This is a genomic window from Enterococcus ratti (genome assembly GCF_001886195.1).
Classification (GTDB): domain Bacteria; phylum Bacillota; class Bacilli; order Lactobacillales; family Enterococcaceae; genus Enterococcus_B; species Enterococcus_B ratti.
The window spans coordinates 116,148-135,734 of the sequence record NZ_JXLB01000005.1 but is presented as its reverse complement, the minus strand read 5'-3'; the positions used below and the strand labels follow the sequence as shown (position 1 = coordinate 135,734).

15 protein-coding genes, 1 pseudogene and 1 other annotated feature are annotated in these 19,587 nt (G+C 34.8%); of the genes and pseudogenes, 15 read left to right on the top strand and 1 reads right to left on the bottom strand.

The window, feature by feature from the left end:
- Positions 1 to 290 precede the first annotated feature (290 nt).
- The 3 genes and pseudogenes from RV14_RS03740 (at position 291) to RV14_RS03730 (ending at position 3,385) form a co-directional block, all read left to right on the top strand.
- Complete coding sequence (locus RV14_RS03740) at positions 291 to 1,619, top strand: C1 family peptidase (protein WP_071854967.1); 1,329 nt, start codon at positions 291 to 293, stop codon at positions 1,617 to 1,619.
- 235 nt (positions 1,620 to 1,854) lie between these two features.
- A pseudogene (locus RV14_RS12400) lies at positions 1,855 to 2,632 on the top strand (fructosamine kinase family protein).
- Between the two features lie 15 nt (positions 2,633 to 2,647).
- The gene (locus RV14_RS03730; RefSeq protein ID WP_071854966.1) at positions 2,648 to 3,385 is read left to right on the top strand and encodes an acyl-ACP thioesterase domain-containing protein; all 738 of its coding nucleotides are present in this window, start codon (positions 2,648 to 2,650) and stop codon (positions 3,383 to 3,385) included.
- A gap of 48 nt (positions 3,386 to 3,433) precedes the next feature.
- Here the strand turns inward: RV14_RS03730 and RV14_RS03725 are convergent, their stop codons facing one another.
- A complete protein-coding gene (locus RV14_RS03725) occupies positions 3,434 to 4,402 on the bottom strand; it encodes an asparaginase (RefSeq protein WP_071854965.1) in 969 nt (322 codons plus the stop codon).
- 137 nt (positions 4,403 to 4,539) lie between these two features.
- Here RV14_RS03725 and RV14_RS03720 point away from each other — a divergent pair, with 137 nt between their 5' ends.
- The 12 genes from RV14_RS03720 to radC all read left to right on the top strand — a co-directional run bounded on the left by RV14_RS03720 (position 4,540) and on the right by radC (position 19,526).
- Entirely contained in the window at positions 4,540 to 5,373 is an 834-nt protein-coding gene (locus RV14_RS03720) for a DUF72 domain-containing protein (RefSeq protein ID WP_071854964.1), read from the top strand.
- 13 nt (positions 5,374 to 5,386) lie between these two features.
- Positions 5,387 to 6,226 carry a Cof-type HAD-IIB family hydrolase gene (locus tag RV14_RS03715; protein WP_071854971.1) on the top strand — a complete coding sequence of 280 codons (840 nt, stop codon included), beginning with the start codon at positions 5,387 to 5,389 and terminating at the stop codon, positions 6,224 to 6,226.
- Positions 6,227 to 6,277: 51 nt separating this feature from the next.
- Positions 6,278 to 6,829, top strand: coding sequence for a pyrophosphohydrolase domain-containing protein (locus RV14_RS03710; RefSeq protein WP_071854963.1), 552 nt, complete (start codon positions 6,278 to 6,280; stop codon positions 6,827 to 6,829).
- A gap of 192 nt (positions 6,830 to 7,021) precedes the next feature.
- Positions 7,022 to 8,743: a septation ring formation regulator EzrA gene (locus RV14_RS03705; RefSeq protein ID WP_071854962.1), complete on the top strand. Its 1,722-nt coding sequence runs from the start codon at positions 7,022 to 7,024 to the stop codon at positions 8,741 to 8,743.
- A 167-nt stretch (positions 8,744 to 8,910) separates the two neighbouring features.
- On the top strand, positions 8,911 to 10,056 hold the full coding sequence (locus RV14_RS03700) for a cysteine desulfurase family protein (protein WP_071854961.1): 1,146 nt from the start codon (positions 8,911 to 8,913) through the stop codon (positions 10,054 to 10,056).
- A gap of 15 nt (positions 10,057 to 10,071) precedes the next feature.
- Positions 10,072 to 11,283: a tRNA uracil 4-sulfurtransferase ThiI gene (thiI, locus tag RV14_RS03695; protein WP_071854960.1), complete on the top strand. Its 1,212-nt coding sequence runs from the start codon at positions 10,072 to 10,074 to the stop codon at positions 11,281 to 11,283.
- A gap of 244 nt (positions 11,284 to 11,527) precedes the next feature.
- Complete coding sequence (locus RV14_RS03690) at positions 11,528 to 12,199, top strand: redox-sensing transcriptional repressor Rex (protein ID WP_071854959.1); 672 nt, start codon at positions 11,528 to 11,530, stop codon at positions 12,197 to 12,199.
- A gap of 243 nt (positions 12,200 to 12,442) precedes the next feature.
- Positions 12,443 to 13,447 (top strand): ETX/MTX2 family pore-forming toxin, encoded by a 1,005-nt coding sequence (locus RV14_RS03685; RefSeq protein WP_071854958.1) that lies wholly within the window; start codon positions 12,443 to 12,445, stop codon positions 13,445 to 13,447.
- 222 nt (positions 13,448 to 13,669) lie between these two features.
- Positions 13,670 to 13,899 (top strand) — a binding site (T-box leader).
- Positions 13,900 to 13,947: 48 nt separating this feature from the next.
- Positions 13,948 to 16,593, top strand: a complete 2,646-nt coding sequence (locus RV14_RS03680) for a valine--tRNA ligase (RefSeq protein ID WP_071854957.1) — start codon at positions 13,948 to 13,950, stop codon at positions 16,591 to 16,593.
- A 222-nt stretch (positions 16,594 to 16,815) separates the two neighbouring features.
- The gene (locus tag RV14_RS03675; protein ID WP_071854956.1) at positions 16,816 to 18,129 is read left to right on the top strand and encodes a bifunctional folylpolyglutamate synthase/dihydrofolate synthase; all 1,314 of its coding nucleotides are present in this window, start codon (positions 16,816 to 16,818) and stop codon (positions 18,127 to 18,129) included.
- Positions 18,119 to 18,775 carry an HAD family hydrolase gene (locus tag RV14_RS03670; RefSeq protein WP_071854955.1) on the top strand — a complete coding sequence of 219 codons (657 nt, stop codon included), beginning with the start codon at positions 18,119 to 18,121 and terminating at the stop codon, positions 18,773 to 18,775. Before RV14_RS03675 ends, RV14_RS03670 begins: the two co-directional genes overlap by 11 nt.
- Positions 18,776 to 18,830: 55 nt before the next feature.
- Complete coding sequence (radC, locus tag RV14_RS03665; protein ID WP_071854954.1) at positions 18,831 to 19,526, top strand: RadC family protein; 696 nt, start codon at positions 18,831 to 18,833, stop codon at positions 19,524 to 19,526.
- Positions 19,527 to 19,587: the final 61 nt, after the last annotated feature.

The window sequence follows — 19,587 nt, the reverse complement described above, 5'->3', positions numbered from 1 at the left end:
GGTTCGAGTCCTACTGCCGGAGTAGTTTTTTAAGTTAAAGAAAAGGAGATGTAGTTGTTTAAATCTCCGAAAGTGTAGACAGAGTACTAATTTTTAGTATTCTGTTTTTATTATGTCTTTAGACCTAGTTGTGCTCGCAAAGTAAGCGAAAAAAACACCTGCTATGTCGCTTGATTCTTAAAGAAGTTTGTATATGCTTGTTAGAATGAATCCAACATGGGACAGATTGTATTTTCAATTTTTTAAGAGTACAATATACAGTATAATTTGGTTTTTGAAAGGATGGTTGGATGAAAGCTATAACTCCTGAAATGACAAAAAAATTTGAAAAACGGTTTCAAGCAAACAATAAACAACAAGCTTTACAAAGAGCGGTAGTGAAGAATGGTATTAACGCTTCGGCAGAAAACATGGCTGCTCATATTTCCAATGTTCCCGTGTTTTCGCTTGATCTTTCTACTGGAAAAGTGGCTAATCAAAAACAATCAGGGCGTTGCTGGATGTTTGCAGCATTGAATACATTTCGTCATAAGTTGTTGCATCAATTTCAATTGAAAGAATTTGAACTATCTCAAAATTATACTTTTTTCTGGGATAAATATGAAAAAGCGAATTATTTTTATGAAAATGTCATCGCAACTGGAAAGGATGCTCTAGATAGTCGTAAAGTAGCATTTTTACTTGCAACACCTCAACAAGATGGCGGCCAATGGGACATGATTGTTTCTTTGTTCCAAAAATATGGAGTCGTTCCTAAATCTGTGATGCCTGAAAGTACCAATAGTTCAAATTCCCGTGATTTAAATAATTACTTAAATAAATTGTTACGTAAAGATGCGGTTATTTTACGTAGAATGGTTTCTGCTAATGAGACACCAGAAGTAATTCAAAGTAAGAAAGAAGAAATGTTAGATGGTGTTTATAACTTTTTGGCAATCTCATTGGGGACGCCTCCTAAAAAATTTGACTTTGAATATCGGGATGAAGAAAGTGCTTATCATATTGATCAGAATTTAACACCTCAGTCATTTTATGATAAGTACATTGGCGTAAATTTAGATGACTATGTTAGTATTATCAATGCACCAACAAAGGATAAACCGTTTAATCGTTCTTATACGGTTGAAATGTTAGGAAATGTTGTTGGCGGCAAAGAAGTACGCTATTTAAATGTAGAAATGGAAGCATTTAAAAAATTAGCTATTGCTCAGTTGGAACAAGGAGAATCTGTTTGGTTTGGTTGTGATGTAGGACAATCTTCAACAAGAGATAGTGGAATTATGGCATTGGATGTTTATAATATAAATGACTTATTTGACAAAGATTTTACTATGACAAAAGCTCAACGACTAGATTATGGGGAAAGTCTAATGACTCATGCAATGGTGCTTACAGGTGTGGATCTAATTGATGGAAAATCAACAAAATGGAAAGTTGAAAATAGTTGGGGAGAAAAAGTGGGGAATAAAGGCTTTTTTGTAATGAGTGATGAGTGGATGAATGAATATACGTATCAAATTGTTGTTCGCAAAGAGTTATTAACGCCAGAACAATTACAGGCGTTTAATGAAGAACCAATTGTTTTAGCGCCATGGGATCCAATGGGGGCATTAGCTTAAAAAAGATGTGAATAATCAACAAAAAAAGAACCAAGAGCAATATCTTGCTAAAAAATAAAAGAGCTTGAAGAACTTATAAGTTGGCTTGTTTACTAACTTAAAAATATTTCATGGCTCTTTTTTTTGCGCATAAATTAGGAGTATCAATAAGCTCATTTCCTAATTTTTTAATTGTCTATGTTATAATTATAGCTAATCAATGATAGGTCGACAGCGTGTGTAAGGAGGAATAAAGATGAACATTCAATCTGCGTTAGCCAAGATCCATTTGGAGGGAAAAGTGATTCCTATTATTGGTGGGATGTTAATCAAATGTATCGGATTCAAAAGCTGGGACAAACTTATTTCTTAATATGGACAAAAAATTTTTTGAGGCAGAAATAAATGAATTAAAGGAGTTAGTGTCTGGAGAAGCTTATTTATTGGTGGAATGGATTGAATCCAGACAAGAACAGACCAAAGAATTGGCTAATTCTTTAGCAAGACTATAACAAAGTAACTGCGTCGAAGTTTGACTATCGAAAGAATAATTATTATTTAGGTGTATTACCACAAGTGAACCATTTTGAAAAGAATTGGTGGGGATTTTTCTTTAAGAATTGTTTGAAGAGCCAATTACATGGGCAAAAAAACAACTATTGAAACCAAACATGCCAAGAGAAATTTATTGCGTTTAAACAATGTATATTAGAAAAATTTGTTGATAAAAAGTTAATATTTTATCTCTTGCACGGAGACTTGTGAAGTGGTAATGTTTCCTCTGATCAGTAAGGCAAAGCGATTTTTGTTGGACTAGCTGTATCTTATGAAGAGCGTGAGCAAGATACAGCAATAAGTCAGCTTTTTTGATGGTTTCCCCAGAGTTTTTAGAAAGTTATCAAATCATCTATCCTTTAGAAAAAATTTGGGGAAAGCGGCTACCCGTGTATCAATTATATTATTTTTTGGCTCGTCTTAATATGTTTGGTGAAAGTTACGGTGTACAAGTAGAACAACTGCTAGTTAAAAGATAAGAGGAGGGTGTTTTTTTGGCAAAGAAATATACAAAAAAACATGAAGTTTCATATTACGAATGCGATATTAATCAAACAATGACGTTTCCGTCTATGTTGGGTGTGATGATAAAAATATCAGAAGATCAAAGTGATGCACTTGGGCGAGGAAGTGAGTTTGTTAATAGGTTTGGACTTACTTGGGTGATTACCAATTATTCAATGACGGTGACTCGATTACCAAAAGTTGGGGAAACTATTTTGATCACCACACAAGCAATGGAATATAATAAATTCTTTTGCTATCGGAATTTTTGGATTCATAATGAACAAGGCAAAGAACTAGTAAAAATAGAATCGGTGTTTGTATTAATGGATTTTGTAAACCGAAAAATGAGTAGCGTGAATGAAGAAATTATTGCCCCATTTGAAAGTAAAAAAATCAAGAAAATAAAGCGACAAGAAAAAATTGAGAAAATAGAATCAGGAACGATGCTACCTTATCGTGTACGTTTTTATGATATTGATAGCAATCAGCATGTAAATAATGCGATGTATTTTAATTGGATCATTGATGTATTGGGCTATGATTTTTTGACAAAATATGTTCCAGAGAAAGTATTGATTCGATTTGATAAGGAAGTAGAATATGGTAATGAAATTGAAAGCCACTACGAACAAGTTGCTATGATTGATTGCATGAAAACGAGACATGAAATAAGAATGCAAGATCAAGTTTATTGTGAAGCAAACATCATATGGAAAAATAAATAAAACGAAGACTCTGAAGCGGCTTATATTGGGATGCTTCAGAGTCTTAACTTATTGAGTCATAAAAGAAATCAGTTCTTGGTCGCATAATCCATGGTTTAACGCAATCAATAGTTTGATTCGGGCTTTTTGGCTATTGATACTATTGCAAAAAATAATTCCCATATCGGCTAATATTTTTCCTCCACCTTCATAATCATAAACAGGTTCTGCTATGCCATTAAAACAACGAGAAACTAATACAATTGGAATCTTTTGTGCTAATAGTTTTTTTAAAGCTGCTACGGCTTGAGGTGGTAGGTTACCTGCGCCTAGTGCTTCAATAACTAAGCCATCAACTTTTGCCTGAGCAATGGCTTCTAATAAGTCGCCTTGCATACCAGCATAAGCCTTAACAATTGGAATGGTTCCGTTAACAGAAGTGATATCTAGATGTTTGGATGCTAGCAACTCTTGCATAAATAAAATACGATGTTTGGTGACTAAGCCGATAGGACCTAGTGTCGGCGTGCGAAAAGTGGCAACATTGGTGGTATGAGTTTTGGTAACATAGCGAGCAGAATGAATTTCATCATTCATCACCACTAATACACCTTTGTCGATGGCTTCTTCACAGCTAGCAACTCGAATGGCACTCTCAAAATTATAGAGGCCATCACTACCAAGTTCATTACTTGAACGCATGGCGCCCGTTAAAACAATTGGTAATTTGTTCCCAATGGTCGTGTCTAAGAAAAAAGCTGTTTCTTCTAATGTATCTGTTCCGTGCGTGATGACAATTCCAGCTACCCCTGAATCAGAAGCTTCTAAAATGCGATTTTTTAAGGTTAACATATGTTTAGGTAGAATATGTGGAGAAGGGAGATTAAAAATATCTTCTATTACTAAATCAACATTTTCTGGAACAGTAATTTCAGCATCTAATAAAGGATTAGTTACATCTGGACTAACATCACCAGTTAGAAAGTTTTCTTTCATAGCAATGGTTCCACCAGTGTGCAAAATAAGAATTTTTTTCATTTTTCACAGACTCCTTTATGAATAATTTTGCATAGACTTTAAAGCTTATTGTATACTATATGAAAGAGTTTTGCTATCTGAAGAGCAAGAGTTTAAGGAAATAGGATTTAGTTTGAAAAGCAAGGTGGTGGCTTAAAATGATCAGGATCGGATTAACATCTTTTAAGGAACATGATAAACTGATAGGAAAAAAGAATAATACCCTTTATGAATATGCTAGATACTTGTCTCTAGTTGAATTAGATACTGCTTACTATGGGATTCCACGTAAAACTTCAGTTGAAAAATGGGTTCAAGAGGTGCCAGAAAATTTTCGCTTTGTTGTAAAAGCGTATCAAGGAATCAGTGGACAGGGGGACTGGCACACTTATTATCAAACAGAAGAAGAAATGATCAAAAAATTTTTAGAAGTAATGAAACCGATGAATGATGCAGAAAAACTTTTTTGTTTTTTGGTGCAGTTTCCTTCTTCGTTTAAATGTACAAAAGCAAGTGTTCAATACTTGCGAAAGCTTCGAAAATGGTTTGTGGGTTATCCCGTAGCTATCGAGTTACGTGATTCTTCATGGTACAATACGGATTTTATTGAAGGCACAAGAAAATTTATGATGCAAGCGACCTTCTCATTAGCAATTATTGATGAACCACAATTATTGAATGCAACGATTCCGTTTGATCCGTTTATCACCAATTCACAGTTTACTCTTTTCAGATTTCATGGAAGAAATGTTCAGGGATGGCAAGCAAATGATAAGGATTGGCGTAAAAAAAGGACGCTTTACCGTTACTCTGAAAATGAACTCACTACATTAGCTGCTGCTATCAAATCTGTCGAAGCAAAAACAAAAGAAATAGGGATTATTTTTAATAATAATTCTGGTGGAGATGCTGCGGAGAATGCGATAGCTCTGCAAAAAATAATGGGAATAACGCCAAAAGGATTAAATCCCCAACAAATGGAGTTATTCTAGAATGGAGCATTGGATGATCAAAGCGATTTTTTTTGATATTGATGGAACTTTAGTAAATAATCAATCAAAAGCACTTGATTCAACCAAGTATGCGATTAGTTGTGCTAGAAAAAATGGCATATTATGTGGCGTAGCAACTGGACGCAGCCCAGTGAGAATCAAAGAAGTGACTGATGAATTGGAGTTAGATATGCATGTTGTTTATAATGGTCAATTAGTGAGGGTGGCTGAACGTACAATTGTAGATCGGCCGTTTGATCCAATTGTTTTGACAAAAATCGTAAAATTTGCTGATGAAAATCATCGACAAATCGTTTTTGGTGGAAAAGATCAATTGGCAGGTTCCACGACAATGATGCTAGGGCAATCGATTTTTATCAAACGATTGGTCAGTTTTTTTCCAAAAAAATTTCCAGTAAGGTTATTGAAAAAGGGGTTGCAGATTTTTAGCCCCCATCGTCAGAAGAAGCGATACGAAGCGTTAGCTATTCTTAATGAACCGATTTATCAATGCATTTTATTGAGCCAAGAGTCAGAGCAAGAGAAATTAGAGAAAATTTTTCCAGAGTGTTCCTTTCAGCGTTCCAATGCGTATACCGTAGATATCATTCCAAAAGGCGGATCGAAGCTTTTAGGAATTACAGATTTTGCTCAAAAGATGGGGCTTGAAATGTCTGAAATTATGGCATTTGGAGACCATTATAATGATATTGAGATGCTAAAAGGGGTGGGGATCGGAGTGGCGATGGGAAATGCTCAAAGTAAAGTAAAGCTGGCAGCTGATTTTGTTACTAGTACCAATGAAAAAAATGGGATTTATGAAGGATTAAAACATTTTGGGTTGATTTATTGAATCCTTTTGAGGAAAGAGTAGAAGAAAATGATAGGAAAGTAGAGGAAACATATGACTGAAAAAACATCTTTTCAAAAAGTAACTGAATTTCACCAATTATTTGATCCAAGATTGCCCAACGAGCCAACTGCTTTTACAAAACAAGAGGCTATTGATCGAGCTGCGTTTAAACTCGAAGAACTGATAGAACTGGTGGCAGCTGCTTGTCAAGGAAATCGAGAACTATTGCATGAAGGGGTCAAGACGTTACATGAAGCATTAGATAAGGCTGAACATAAAATGTTGACAAAAAAACAATGGGGAGAGGCGCCATTAGTTGAACAAGTGGATGCTTTAACGGATATCTTATACTTTACTTATGGTTCTTTTTCATTATTGGGAGTTGATCCTACACAGATATTTGATATTGTTCATCAGGCTAACATGAGTAAGTTATTTCCAGATGGTAAGCCTCACTACCATCCGATAACGAAAAAGGTGTTGAAACCTGCTAATTGGGAGCAAAAGTATGCTCCGGAGCCAAAAATAGCAAAAGAAATACAGCGACAAATTAAAGAAGCAAAAACAGTGGCAAATATATCATTAAATGCAAGTGAAAAATAGCAATAGTTTTTTATGTGTCATTTCTTATTAGCAATAAAAGATTTTTGATGAAGTTAGTGAATGCTTAAAAATAGTGTGTTATAATTTAAGGTAGATGTCTTTTGCACGAAAGACGTATTTATCATTTTATACACCTTAAATGGTTATCTGAGCATAAGAAATAGATGCATATCGAAAGCGGAGGTACCTTAAATGGGAAATAATGTTATCATCGGAATCGTCATAGCAATCATTATAGTCGCTTTGGTCGTTTTTTTGGTTAGCTACTTAATGAAGAAAAAAAACCAAGATCGATTGAATGCTTTAGAAAAGCGCAAGGAAAAATTATTCGATTTGCCTGTGATTGAAGAAGTCGATGATGTAAAAAAAATGCATCTGGTTGGGCAAAGTCAAAATACCTTTCGTGAATGGAGTCAAAAATGGAACGAGATATCTACTTCTTCGTTTGCTGAATTGGAAAGTCAAATTTTTGAAGTTGAGAATCTTAATGAAAGTTTTCGATTTTTAAAAGGAAAAAAAGCGGTCGTAGAAGCGGAAAAAACCATGAATCAAATGGAAAAAGAAGTTTCTGAAATTCGTGAAGGATTAAAAGAACTACGTGAAACAGAAGAACGTAATTCACTAGCGGTTCAACAAGCGTTAGATGTCTACGAAGAATTAAAAGGTACGCTCAAAGAAGAAGAGCAAGCATATGGGCCTGCATTTCCTGAATTGCAAAAGCAAATCAAAATGATCGAAAAGGAGTTTACGCAATTTGTTGCATTGAATACTTCAGGCGATCCGGTTGAAGCTCGTGAAGTTCTAGATAAAGCAGAAAAACATACGTATGAAGTCGAAACTTTAATGAAAAAAATCCCGTCATTATTTGAAGATTTGAATACAACTTTCCCAGAGCAACTGGAAGAAATCAATGATACTTATGTAAAATTGATACAGGAACAATATGTCTTTCCAGAAGATAATCTTGTTGATGACGTGGAAAAAATAAATAATCGTATTGAAAGTTCATTAGCAAATCTTGAGAAAACAGAAGTTGAGACGGTAGAATTTGAAAACCGTGAAATTGCGAAAATGATTGATTCACTTTATGATATTTTAGAGCATGAGATGGAAGCACAAAACTATGTGACAAAAAATCAATTGACTATTGAACAATACATCCAGCATGCAACGAAAAATAATCGTCAATTATTGATTGAATTAGATCATACGGCTCAAAGTTATACATTAAATCATAATGAAATTGGTCGAGTTCGTGGTTTTCAAACAGAAGTGGAAGAAATTGAACGTCAAAATGAACAAGTGAAACCACAAATTCATCAACATATGATTCCATACTCTGAAGTACGTGCGTTCTACAAGCAAGTGTTTAAAGTGTTAGAAGACATCGAAAACCAGCAAGTTGAAATTGCTGACTCTTTACGTGAGTTAAGAAAAGGTGAAAAAGAAGCACAAGAAAAAATTGAGACGTTTGAATTTAAATTGCGCAGTTTAAAACGTTTTGTTGAACAACAGCGCCTACCGGGGTTACCTAATTCCTATTTAGAATTCTTCTTTGTGGCGACTGAACGAATTGAGGAGCTAAGTACCGTGTTAAATAAAATCAGAGTTAATATGGAGGATGTTAATCGGTTGGTGACTTTATGTGAAGAAGATTTAGAGTTACTAGATAAGAAAACACATGATTTAGTTGATGCTGCTGCTTTAACTGAACAAATGTTACAGTACGCTAATCGTTACCGACATACGCATGAAGAGATCAAAGAATCAATTGATAAAAGTTATTATCTATTTAGTAAAGAATATCAGTATCAAGAAGCTTTAGATGAGATTGGTACCGCATTGGAGCGTGTTGAACCCGGAACTTTTAAACGAATTGAGGACTTTTACTTTAAAAATCCCGATTTTGTTTAACAAAAGAACAGTCAAAAAGTAAGACAACGCTGGTTGTTCAACCAGTTGTTGTCTTTTTGTTTTTTAATGCTAGTTTTCATGAAATTCACGAAAAAAATTTCCTTCGCTTGAAAGCGGGTGGGACAACCGTTATAATAGAAAAGAATTTCAAAAAAGAAGGGTTTCTTATGATATATTTTGATAATAGTGCAACGACTCCAATCTTCCCACAAAGTTTAGATGCCTATGTAAAGACAAGTCAGCGGATTATTGGGAATCCGTCAAGTTTGCATGATTTAGGAAATCAAGCAAATCGTTTGTTGCAACAAGCAAGAAAACAAATTGCTGATCTGATTAAAGTTACGCCAGAAGAAATTTATTTTACTTCTAGCGGAACGGAAGGCGATAATTGGGTGATCAAAGGAACGATGCTTGAAAAGCGCGAGTATGGAAAACATATGATTATCTCAGGAATCGAGCATCCGGCTGTTAGTGAAACGGCACAACAACTTGAAGCTTTGGGAATGGAAGTGAGTGTTGCACCAGTTGATGATCAAGGCTTTGTAATGATTGATGAATTGAAGAAATTGATACGCAAAGAGACTGTTTTAGTGTCAATAATGGCAGTAAATAATGAAGTAGGGTCTATCCAGCCGATTTTGGAAATCAGTGAATATTTAAAAGCCTATCCTAAAATCCATTTCCACGTGGATGCGGTGCAAGCAATTGCTAAAGTTCCTTTGACAGATTGGTTGACAGAGCGAGTAGATTTTGCGACGTTTTCTGCGCATAAGTTTCATGGTCCACGGGGAGTAGGATTTATTTATTGGAAAAAAGGTCGGCGTTTGGCACCACTTTTAAATGGCGGTGGTCAAGAAAAAAATCAACGTAGCGCAACTGAAAACGTACCAGCAATTGTAGCAATGGCTAAGGCTTTGCGCCTTGCACTTGATAGAAAGAACCAAAAACCGGACCATACTGAAAATCTAAAAAATGCCTTGATTCACGCTTTAAAAACCTACAAAAAAGTTACGGTTTTTTCTGAAGGAAGAGGGTATGCTCCTCATATTTTATGTTTTTCGTTAAAAGGTGTTCGTGGGGAAGTACTAGTTCATGCGTTGGAAGAAAAGCAAATTTTTATTTCAACAACTAGTGCTTGTTCTTCTCGTAAACATATGGCAAATAGTACGTTGTACGCGATGCATGTTCCAAATGATTTGGCGGTTTCCGCTGTTCGTATTAGTTTAGATGAAAGTAATTCAATGGCGGAAGTCGAGCAGTTTATGATTGTTTTCAAACAATTATATAAAAAATTTTCAATAATTAATTCATAGTCAAGGAGTGTTTTTGTGAAATATAGTGAAATTATGGTTCGCTATGGGGAACTGTCAACGAAAGGGAAAAACCGTAAAAGCTTTATTATGCAACTTGCGCGAAATGTCCGCCAAGCGTTGATTGATTTTCCAGAAATCAAAATTCATGCAGATCGTGATCGGATGCATTTGCTCTTAAATGGAGCAGATAGTAAACTGGTTGTTCCTAAACTGGCTAAAATCTTTGGTATCCAAAATTTTTCACCAAGTATTCGAATGGAAAAAGATGTTTCAAAATTAAAGGAAGCTGTTCAAGAAATTATAAAAGAAGTTTATACTGGAAAAGAGACGTTTAAAATTATTGCTAAGCGTAGCGATCATGATTTTGAACTGACGAGTAATGAATTGAATCAAACCTTGGGAAATGCAGTGATTGATGTATTTTCTGATATAAAAGTACAAATGAAAAAGCCGGATATTCCTTTGCGTGTGGAAATTCGCCGTGATGCCGCTTATTTGTCCTATGAGACTATTCAAGGAGCGGGGGGACTGCCAGTTGGAACGAGCGGAAAAGGAATGTTAATGTTATCTGGCGGAATTGATTCGCCGGTTGCTGGTTATTTTGCGATGAAACGCGGTGTTGAAATTGAAGCGGTTCATTTTGCTAGTCCGCCTTATACGAGTGAACAGGCACTGCAAAAAGCAAAAGATTTAACAGCGAAATTGGTTCCTTATGTTGGAAAAATTGAATTTATCGAAGTTCCTTTTACAGAGATTCAAGAAGAAATCAAACGAAATGTTCCACAAGGTTATTGGATGACGATTACTCGGCGAATGATGCTGCGGTTAACGGATGAAATTAGACGTATTCGACATGGTTTAGTCATTATAAATGGTGAATCTTTAGGACAGGTTGCATCTCAAACTTTACAGAGTATGGTAGCGATTAATGAAGTGACTAATACGCCTATTGTTCGACCGGTTGCAACGATGGATAAATTAGAAATTATTGAAGTAGCTGAAGAAATTGAAACATTTGAGTTATCTATTCAACCGTTTGAAGATTGTTGTACGATTTTTGCACCGCCGCAACCTAAAACACGTCCTCATTTGGATAAAGTTCATCAATATGAAGAGCGTTTGCCTATAGCTGAGCTGGTTTATCGTGCGCTTGCCGGATTAAAAATGGAAACTGTATATGCGGTTGCAAAAAGCGGGCAAATGGAAGAGTTTGCTGATTTACTGTAAGAGATTATAGAAAATTGTTGTTTGAATAAAAAATACATTATAAATTAGCGATCCTATCTAATTTTTAGGATTGCTTTTTTTATTTAAGAAGAAGGTAGAAGTAAATGATGGTGAGGTGGATTGCAAGTTCTTATACGAAGAAAGACTCTTTGTGGTGCAATTTTTTGGATCTTGCTATTCTTGCTCCTCTAGAAAAACAATGATAAACTGGATATGTGAATTTATTAACAAATGAGGGTTGAGGATGAGAGGAAAGAAAGAAACTTTACCAAAAGCAACTGCCAAAAGGTTGCCGCTTTATTTGCGTTATTTAAAAATGCTAAATGACTCAGGGTGTAAAAGGATTCAATCGAATAAGTTTAGCAAGATGACTCAAGTGCCTTCTGCGACTATTCGCAGGGATTTCTCTTATTTAGGAGAATTGGGTCGTAGTGGTTATGGATATGAGGTTCCTTATCTAATAGAGGTATTTGATCAGTTTTTAAATACGGAAGTAGAAAAGCGAATTGCTTTGGTTGGCTACGGCAATTTAGGAAGAGCTTTAAAGCATAATAATTTTAGAAGAAATGAAAATCTGAATATTGTATGTGTTTTTGACAATGATCCAAAAATTGTTGGTCAAGAAATTGATGGTCAAAGAATTCATTCGATTGATTGTTTTGCAGAAATTGCTAAAAAAGAACGTGTTACGGTAGCGATTTCAACTGTACCAAGTAAATATTCTCAAGTGGCGATTAATGAGATTGTCCGTGGGGGTGTGTCTGCTATTTTAAATTTTGCACCAGATCGTGTCATTGTACCAAAGCATGTCACTATTCAATATATTGATTTAACGACAGAATTGCAAACGCTTATTTATTTTGACGAAAAATATTCTAAAAATTTCACATATTTTGCGGAAGAACGTCTAAACTGAGGGAATTTTTTCTTAAAGGAGATTAGTTATTTAAATAACCTTCTATATTTTAAATTAGTTATTTTTTAATTTTATATATATAATTTTTTCGTTTTATTTTATTGTTTTTTATAATTATATATGTTAATTTTAAGTATATTGTTGATTATTCCAATTTATAAATAGTTATTTTAAATAATATATTAGTATATTTGTAATTTTTGATGATAAATAATAATTAATTTTTAAGGAAGGTGTTGCAGAATGAAAAAAATACAATGGCTAGGTTTATCGATAATTGCAAGTTCACTCTTTTTTACTACTGGTGTAAAAGCAAATACGGAAAAAGAAGTTCCTGCTTTTTCTAGTGAGACGAGAAAAGTCTTACAAGAAAATTACAGTTTACGTAGTTTCCCAGTTATAGGAAATTTTTTAGACGAAAAAATAGAAAATCTCTCTTTTCGAATTAGCTATCTCAAATTTATCAAAGGAAATAGCTCACTTGATGAATATTTTGGACTAAAAGACTACACGCCATGGGCAACGTCGGCTTTAGCAGTGGTTCATTTAAATGATGACATGGAGATTTTAGCCCCTAATAAGTCTCTTGTTAAAAACGTGACGTTTACAAATAGTTTAGGAACAGCACAAGAATGGGAAACTCCACAGTTTAATTTCACATCAAGCACTCGTGTCACTACTACAACTACAGAATCTGAGGGAATTTCAACATCGACGGTTTCCAAAATGGAGGTTCCTTTCGAAAAAGGCAAAAAAGTTTCTGTTAACGCCATCTATGACTATTCTGACAAAGGAGCAGCAAACAATTTTGTTCCTGAAGTTTGGAGTATTCCTTCTAAAAAGGTAACAGTTGAGCCTGGTCAAACTATTAGAGTGGAATGGACGGCGGTTAATGGAAAAGCACAAGGTACAGCAAGTTTAGATTTTCTTTTGGATGCAGTAGTTCCTTTTAAAATAAAGAATGGTGTAAGAATTGGGTGCAGTCTGAACGAAGCAATCGAATATCATAATAGTTTTGGTGGTTCTCCTTTTGAAAATAAAGGTTTTGACTATGCAGAACAAACTAAATGGACAATTAAAGAGAATAAGGCGTTTAGAAAATTTGGAAGTGCAAATTATGAAATTGAAAAAGGATTAGAAATGCAGATGAATGTTTATGAAGTAAGTAATTCAACCAGTAAAGCAAGAACTGGTGAACGATTGATTGCCTCTAAAACTTTTTCGGTGGATGAATTACGTATCAATTAATTCTTAGGTTAAATTTCTTTTTTATAGGAGACGGTAAAAAAATTAACACAAAGAAATTTATTAAATAAAAAGCGTTAACAGAAATAGTTGCCTGTAAAAAATATTTTTTACTCTTTAAATAAATAGAAAAAAGTTCAAGGATACATAACAATGAGGCTAAGGAAATTGCCGGTTAGTCGTGCTGTCTTTTATTGACTTTAATAGCGAACCATTGTAGAATGAAGCATAACGTTGAACAAGAGGAGTAACTAGTTATTGACTTTTAGAGAGAGAACGAGAAGGTGGGATGTTCTTAGGGATGACTAGTGAAGGTAGCTTGGGAGTTTTTATCTTGAAACTTTAAGCAACATGGAAAGTAGAGATAAACGAGTTGTGACCGTTAATTCACACAAAGAGGTAGTAGGAAACTACTACAAATTAGGTGGTACCGCGTAAATTAATACGTCCTAAAATACGAAAGTATTTTAGGACTTTTTTTATTTTAAGGAGGATATATCAGTATGACAGAAGAAAAAAATCTATCAACAAAATATAATCCGCAAGAAGTTGAAGTTGGTCGTTATCAGAAATGGTTAGAACAAAATTTGTTTAAGCCAAATGGTAATAAAAAAGCAAAATCATATTCCATTGTTATTCCACCACCAAATGTTACAGGAAAACTTCATTTAGGACATGCTTGGGATACAACGCTGCAAGACATGCTGGTTCGTCAAAAACGTATGCAAGGTTTTGACACCCTTTGGTTACCGGGAATGGATCATGCGGGAATTGCGACACAAGCAAAAGTTGAAGAAAAACTTCGTCAACAGGGAATTTCACGTTATGATTTAGGGCGGGAAAAATTTGTTGAACAAGTATGGGAATGGAAAGAAGAATATGCGAGCCATATTCGTGAACAATGGGCGAAATTGGGATTATCGTTAGATTATACTCGTGAGCGTTTCACGTTAGATGATGGTTTGTCAGAAGCTGTTCGCAAAGTGTTTGTTACACTTTATAAAAAAGGCTTGATTTATCGTGGCGAATACATCATTAATTGGGATCCACAAGCTCGAACGGCATTATCAGATATTGAAGTGATTCATAAAGACATTGAAGGTGCATTTTATCATATGAGCTATGAGCTTGCAGATGGCTCTGGAGTGGTTGAAATTGCTACTACTCGTCCGGAAACGATGTTAGGTGATACAGCAATTGCTGTTCATCCCAAAGATGAGCGGTATCAAGAATTAATTGGTAAAAAAGTTATTTTGCCTTTAGTTAATAAAGAAATTCCGATTGTTGCTGATGAATATGTGGATATGGAATTTGGTACTGGTGTAGTTAAAATTACTCCCGCTCATGATCCAAATGACTTTGAAGTCGGAAATCGTCATCGTTTGCCACGTGTAAATGTGATGAATGAAGATGGAACAATGAATGAGTTGGCTGGTCGTTATGTTGGAATGGACCGTTTTGAAGCACGTAAAGCGATTGTCGCTGATTTGAAAGAGATTGGTCAATTAATAAAAATTGAAAAAATGGTTCATAGTGTGGGACATTCAGAACGTACTGGCGTAGTTGTTGAGCCACGTTTATCAACTCAATGGTTTGTTAAAATGGCTCCTTTAGCTGAGAAAGCCATAAAAAATCAAGAGACTGATCAAGCGATTGAATTTTTCCCTCCGCGTTTTAATCAAACTTTTCTACGTTGGATGGAAAACGTTCATGATTGGGTGATTTCGCGTCAACTATGGTGGGGACATCAGATTCCAGCTTGGTATCATAAAGAGACTGGTGAAATGTATGTAGGAATGCAAGCACCAGAAAATAGCGAAGAGTGGGTACAAGATCCTGATGTATTGGATACTTGGTTTAGCTCTGCGCTATGGCCTTTTTCAACGATGGGGTGGCCGAATAAAAACAAAGAAGATTATCAACGCTATTTTCCAACTAGTACGTTAGTGACAGGCTATGATATTATTTTTTTCTGGGTTAGTCGGATGATTTTTCAAAGCTTAGAATTTACTGATAAGCGTCCGTTTGAAAATGTCTTGATTCATGGTTTGATTCGTGATGAACAAGGTCGGAAGATGAGTAAATCTCTTGGAAATGGGATTGATCCAATGGAGGTAATTGAAAAATATGGAGCAGATGCTTTGCGTTGGTTCTTATCTAATGGTTCGGCTCCCGGTCAAGATGTTCGTTTCAGTTATGAGAAAATGGATGCTGCTTGGAATTTCATCAATAAAATTTGGAACGCTTCGCGATTTGTTGTGATGAATATTGAAGGAATGTCTGTTGAAGACGTTGACTTTTCAGGTGAAAAAACAGTAGCAGACCGTTGGATTTTAACTCGTCTTAACGAAACAATTGCTAAAGTCACTGATTTATTTGATCATTTTGAATTTGGTGAAGCGGGTCGACAACTATATAATTTTATATGGGATGATTTTTGTGATTGGTATATTGAAATGAGTAAAGAGATATTATACGGAGATGATGCTACTTCAAAACAAACAACGAAAAGTATTTTGGTGTATACATTGGATCAAATTTTACGTTTATTGCATCCAATTATGCCGTTTGTTACTGAAGAAATATGGCAACATATTCCACATCACGGTGACTCACTAGTTGTTGCTGCTTATCCAGTCGTTCATCCCGAATTTAATGATAAAGCAGCTGCCAAAGGAATGGAAGTATTAAAAAAATTGATTCGATCTGTTCGTAATATTCGTTCTGAGGTCAATACGCCATTATCAAAACCGATTACTCTGTTAATTAAGACCAGTGATCCTAAAATTAATCAATTTTTATCAGAAAATACAAATTATATTGAACGTTTTTGCAATCCAGAAGAATTAACTATTTCAAATGATATTATAGTGCCTGATTTAGCAATGTCATCGGTTTTAACAGGAGTTGAGATTTTCTTACCGTTGGCAGGATTGATTAATATTGAAGAAGAAATAAAACGTTTAGAAAAAGAATTAGCAAAATGGACGGACGAAGTTAAACGAGTACAAGGAAAGTTAGCGAATGAACGGTTTGTTTCTAACGCACCAGAAGCGGTAGTTGAAGTGCAACGGACAAAAGAAAAAGATTACTTGGATAAACAAGCAGCGGTAAGAGAAAGAATTCGCAGCTTAAGAACGATTCAATAGATTTAAAATAAACAAGAGCAAAAAATAAATGAATGTTATTTTTTAGCTCTTATTTATTTATTTTATTTCTTAAGTTAAAGAAGAAATAAAATATTCCATAAGTAAATTAGGATAAAATATAGTTTTTTTTAAACTTTTAATTATTGTTTTAAAAATATTGTTTGTTTCCCTGTTATTTTAATTTCTTTTTGTTATAATAAAAGTGAAATGGAGGAGATGATGATGAAAATTGAAGAAGCGATTTCTTGGATTCATAGCCGTTTGCCATTTGGTTCACGTCCAGGATTAGATCGAGTGGAGGCGTTGTTAGAGGTAGTGGGGCATCCTGAAAAACAGGTGAAAACCATCCATATTGCCGGAACAAATGGGAAAGGCTCAACAGTTACTTATCTTCGATGCCTTTTAGAAGAAGCAGGATTAACGGTTGGGACATTTACTTCTCCATATATTGAGTCTTTTAATGAGCGTATTTCAATTAATGGGCAAGGGATTCCTGACGAAGATTTGATTAAACTCGTTCAAAAATATCGTCCTCTTGTTAAACAATTGGATCGGTTTGAAGCAATAGCAGGAATTACAGAATTTGAAACATTGACTGCTATGGCTTTTGATTATTTTTTATGCCAAAAAGTGGATGTGGCAATTATTGAAGTTGGATTGGGCGGGTTATTTGATTCAACAAATGTTGCAGTCCCCTTACTTACAGGTATTACAACCATTGGCTTGGATCATACAGATATCTTAGGAGATACGATTGAAGAAATAGCTGCTCAAAAAGCTGGGATTATCAAAAAGAATGTACCAGTCGTAACAGGGAACATAGAGGCAAAAGCTTTAAAAGTGATTAAAAAACAAGCAAGAATCAAAAATGCTCCTTTATATGTTTTGGGCGAAAACTATGAGATAACCTATCAACATCCTGCTGCTGATTGGGGAGAAATTTTTACGTTTTGTAGTGAAAAAGGTAAAATAGCCTCTCTTACTACGGGAATGCTTGGGCAACATCAAGTAGAAAATGCTGGTATGGCAGTTGAATTGTATCAAATATATTGTTCGCTTGAAGCCTTGCCATTTAGAGAAAAAGAGATCAACAAAGCATTGAAAAAAGCTTATTGGCCAGGGCGAATGGAAAAATTAAGTGAGACGCCTTTTGTAGTTTTAGACGGTGCTCATAATACACATGCTGTTAAAAGACTAGTACAAAATTTAAAAAAAGAGTTTAAAGAATATCAGATTACTATTTTATTTTCTTCTTTAAGAACAAAAGATACGAAACAGATGGTTAAACAGCTAAAAGAAGTGCCGAATGTTCACATTTACTTAACGACGTTTGAACATCCCAAAGCGTTAGAATTAAGCTCAGTCTTGAGTTTAATAGGTGAGAAAGTTTCAGTTGTTTCACTTTGGCAATTTGGTTTAGCAGAAATATTAGAGAAAATGACAGATGAAGATGTTTTAGTAGTTACAGGTTCACTTTACTTTATTTCTGAAGTACGACAGTTGTTATTACAATTAGGAGGAAAACATGAAGTATAAGTCAGTTATTTTTGATATGGATGGGTTGATTTTCGATACTGAAAGTGTGTATTACAAGGCTTCTCAAATGGTAGCGGATCGAATGGGATTTCCTTATGATAAAGAATTGTATGTCAAATTTTTAGGTGTCTCAGATGAAGAAGTTTGGGCAAATTACCATCAAATTTTTGCAAATTTCGGAAAAGATAATGTACAAAAGTTTATCCAAGAATCCTATGAAGAGACAATTAGACGTTTTTCTTCAGGAGAAGTACAGTTAAAGTCTGGAGTAATGGAATTGTTAAATTTTTTAGAAGAAAAACAAATCCCTAAAGTCGTAGCATCCAGTAACAAACGCCATGTTATCGAGTTATTATTAGAAAAGAAACAATTGACGGAATATTTTGACGCTATTATTTCAGCTGAAAATGTACAACGCGCCAAGCCAGATCCGGAAATATTTTTATTGGCTCAACAATATTTAGGAACCAAAAAGCCAGAGACGTTGGTTTTAGAGGATTCGCTAAATGGTATATTGGCAGCTACAAATGCCCAACTTCCGGTAGTCATGATTCCAGATTTGCTGCTTCCGTCAGAAGAGCTAAAGAAAAAAACAGTAGCGGTGTTCTCTTCGTTACGTGAAGTACCTGAATTTTTAAAAAGTTAAAAACGGTTTCCTCTTTTTTCGTATCTTATATTGAGAAGGAAAAGGAGGGATTTTTATGGAAAAAAGATTGCTGAATGCTGTACCAGCGACTTCGTTACCTAGAGAAAGAATGCTGCTTTACGGGGAGAAAGCATTATCAGATCAAGAGTTGTTAGCTATCTTACTGCGTACAGGGCAACACCCGCATAATGTGTTAGAGATTGCGGGACATTTATTGAAAACATTTGGGGGATTAGCTCTTTTAAGACAAGCTACCCTCACTGAATTAGAAGAAATACGAGGGATTGGTCGTGTCAAAGCACTTGAAATTAAGGCGTTAATTGAATTAGGAAAAAGAATCCAAACAGAACACGTTGCGATAAACGCAACAATTCATGCGAGTTATGAATTAGCTAAGCAATTGATTCTAGAATTAAAAGATTGCAAACAGGAGCATTTGGTATGTGTTTATTTAGATACTAAAAATCAAGTGTTATTAAAAAAAACTTTGTTTATCGGTTCATTGGATCAGACAATTGCTCATCCAAGAGAAGTTTTTCATTATGCGGTGCGTTATTCTGCCGCTAGAATTATCTTGGCTCATAATCATCCATCAGGGAATGTAATTCCTTCTAAGCAAGATATCTTGTTTACGAAAAGAGTACAGCAGTGTGGAGAAATGATGGGAATAGAAGTAGTCGATCATTTGGTCATTGGGTGCAAGCAATATTTTAGCTTTAGAGAAGAAGGATTAATGGAAGAAGTTAAGTAGAAAAAAGTAAATTAAGTAAGTAGCTTTCTTGCAAAAAAAAAGAAGCAAGTGTACAATTATA

Excerpts from the sequence above, each read along its gene's own strand:
- RV14_RS03740 (WP_071854967.1), top strand. The coding sequence starts at position 291 with ATGAAAGCTATAACTCCTGAAATGACAAAAAAATTTGAAAAACGGTTT.
- RV14_RS03700 (WP_071854961.1), top strand. The coding sequence starts at position 8,911 with ATGATATATTTTGATAATAGTGCAACGACTCCAATCTTCCCACAAAGT.
- RV14_RS03720 (WP_071854964.1), top strand. The coding sequence starts at position 4,540 with ATGATCAGGATCGGATTAACATCTTTTAAGGAACATGATAAACTGATA.
- RV14_RS03725 (WP_071854965.1), bottom strand. The coding sequence starts at position 4,402 with ATGAAAAAAATTCTTATTTTGCACACTGGTGGAACCATTGCTATGAAA.
- RV14_RS03705 (WP_071854962.1), top strand. The coding sequence starts at position 7,022 with ATGGGAAATAATGTTATCATCGGAATCGTCATAGCAATCATTATAGTC.
- RV14_RS03670 (WP_071854955.1), top strand. The coding sequence starts at position 18,119 with ATGAAGTATAAGTCAGTTATTTTTGATATGGATGGGTTGATTTTCGAT.
- RV14_RS03715 (WP_071854971.1), top strand. The coding sequence starts at position 5,387 with ATGATCAAAGCGATTTTTTTTGATATTGATGGAACTTTAGTAAATAAT.
- RV14_RS03710 (WP_071854963.1), top strand. The coding sequence starts at position 6,278 with ATGACTGAAAAAACATCTTTTCAAAAAGTAACTGAATTTCACCAATTA.
- RV14_RS03690 (WP_071854959.1), top strand. The coding sequence starts at position 11,528 with ATGAGAGGAAAGAAAGAAACTTTACCAAAAGCAACTGCCAAAAGGTTG.
- radC (WP_071854954.1), top strand. The coding sequence starts at position 18,831 with ATGGAAAAAAGATTGCTGAATGCTGTACCAGCGACTTCGTTACCTAGA.
- RV14_RS03680 (WP_071854957.1), top strand. The coding sequence starts at position 13,948 with ATGACAGAAGAAAAAAATCTATCAACAAAATATAATCCGCAAGAAGTT.
- RV14_RS03675 (WP_071854956.1), top strand. The coding sequence starts at position 16,816 with ATGAAAATTGAAGAAGCGATTTCTTGGATTCATAGCCGTTTGCCATTT.
- RV14_RS03685 (WP_071854958.1), top strand. The coding sequence starts at position 12,443 with ATGAAAAAAATACAATGGCTAGGTTTATCGATAATTGCAAGTTCACTC.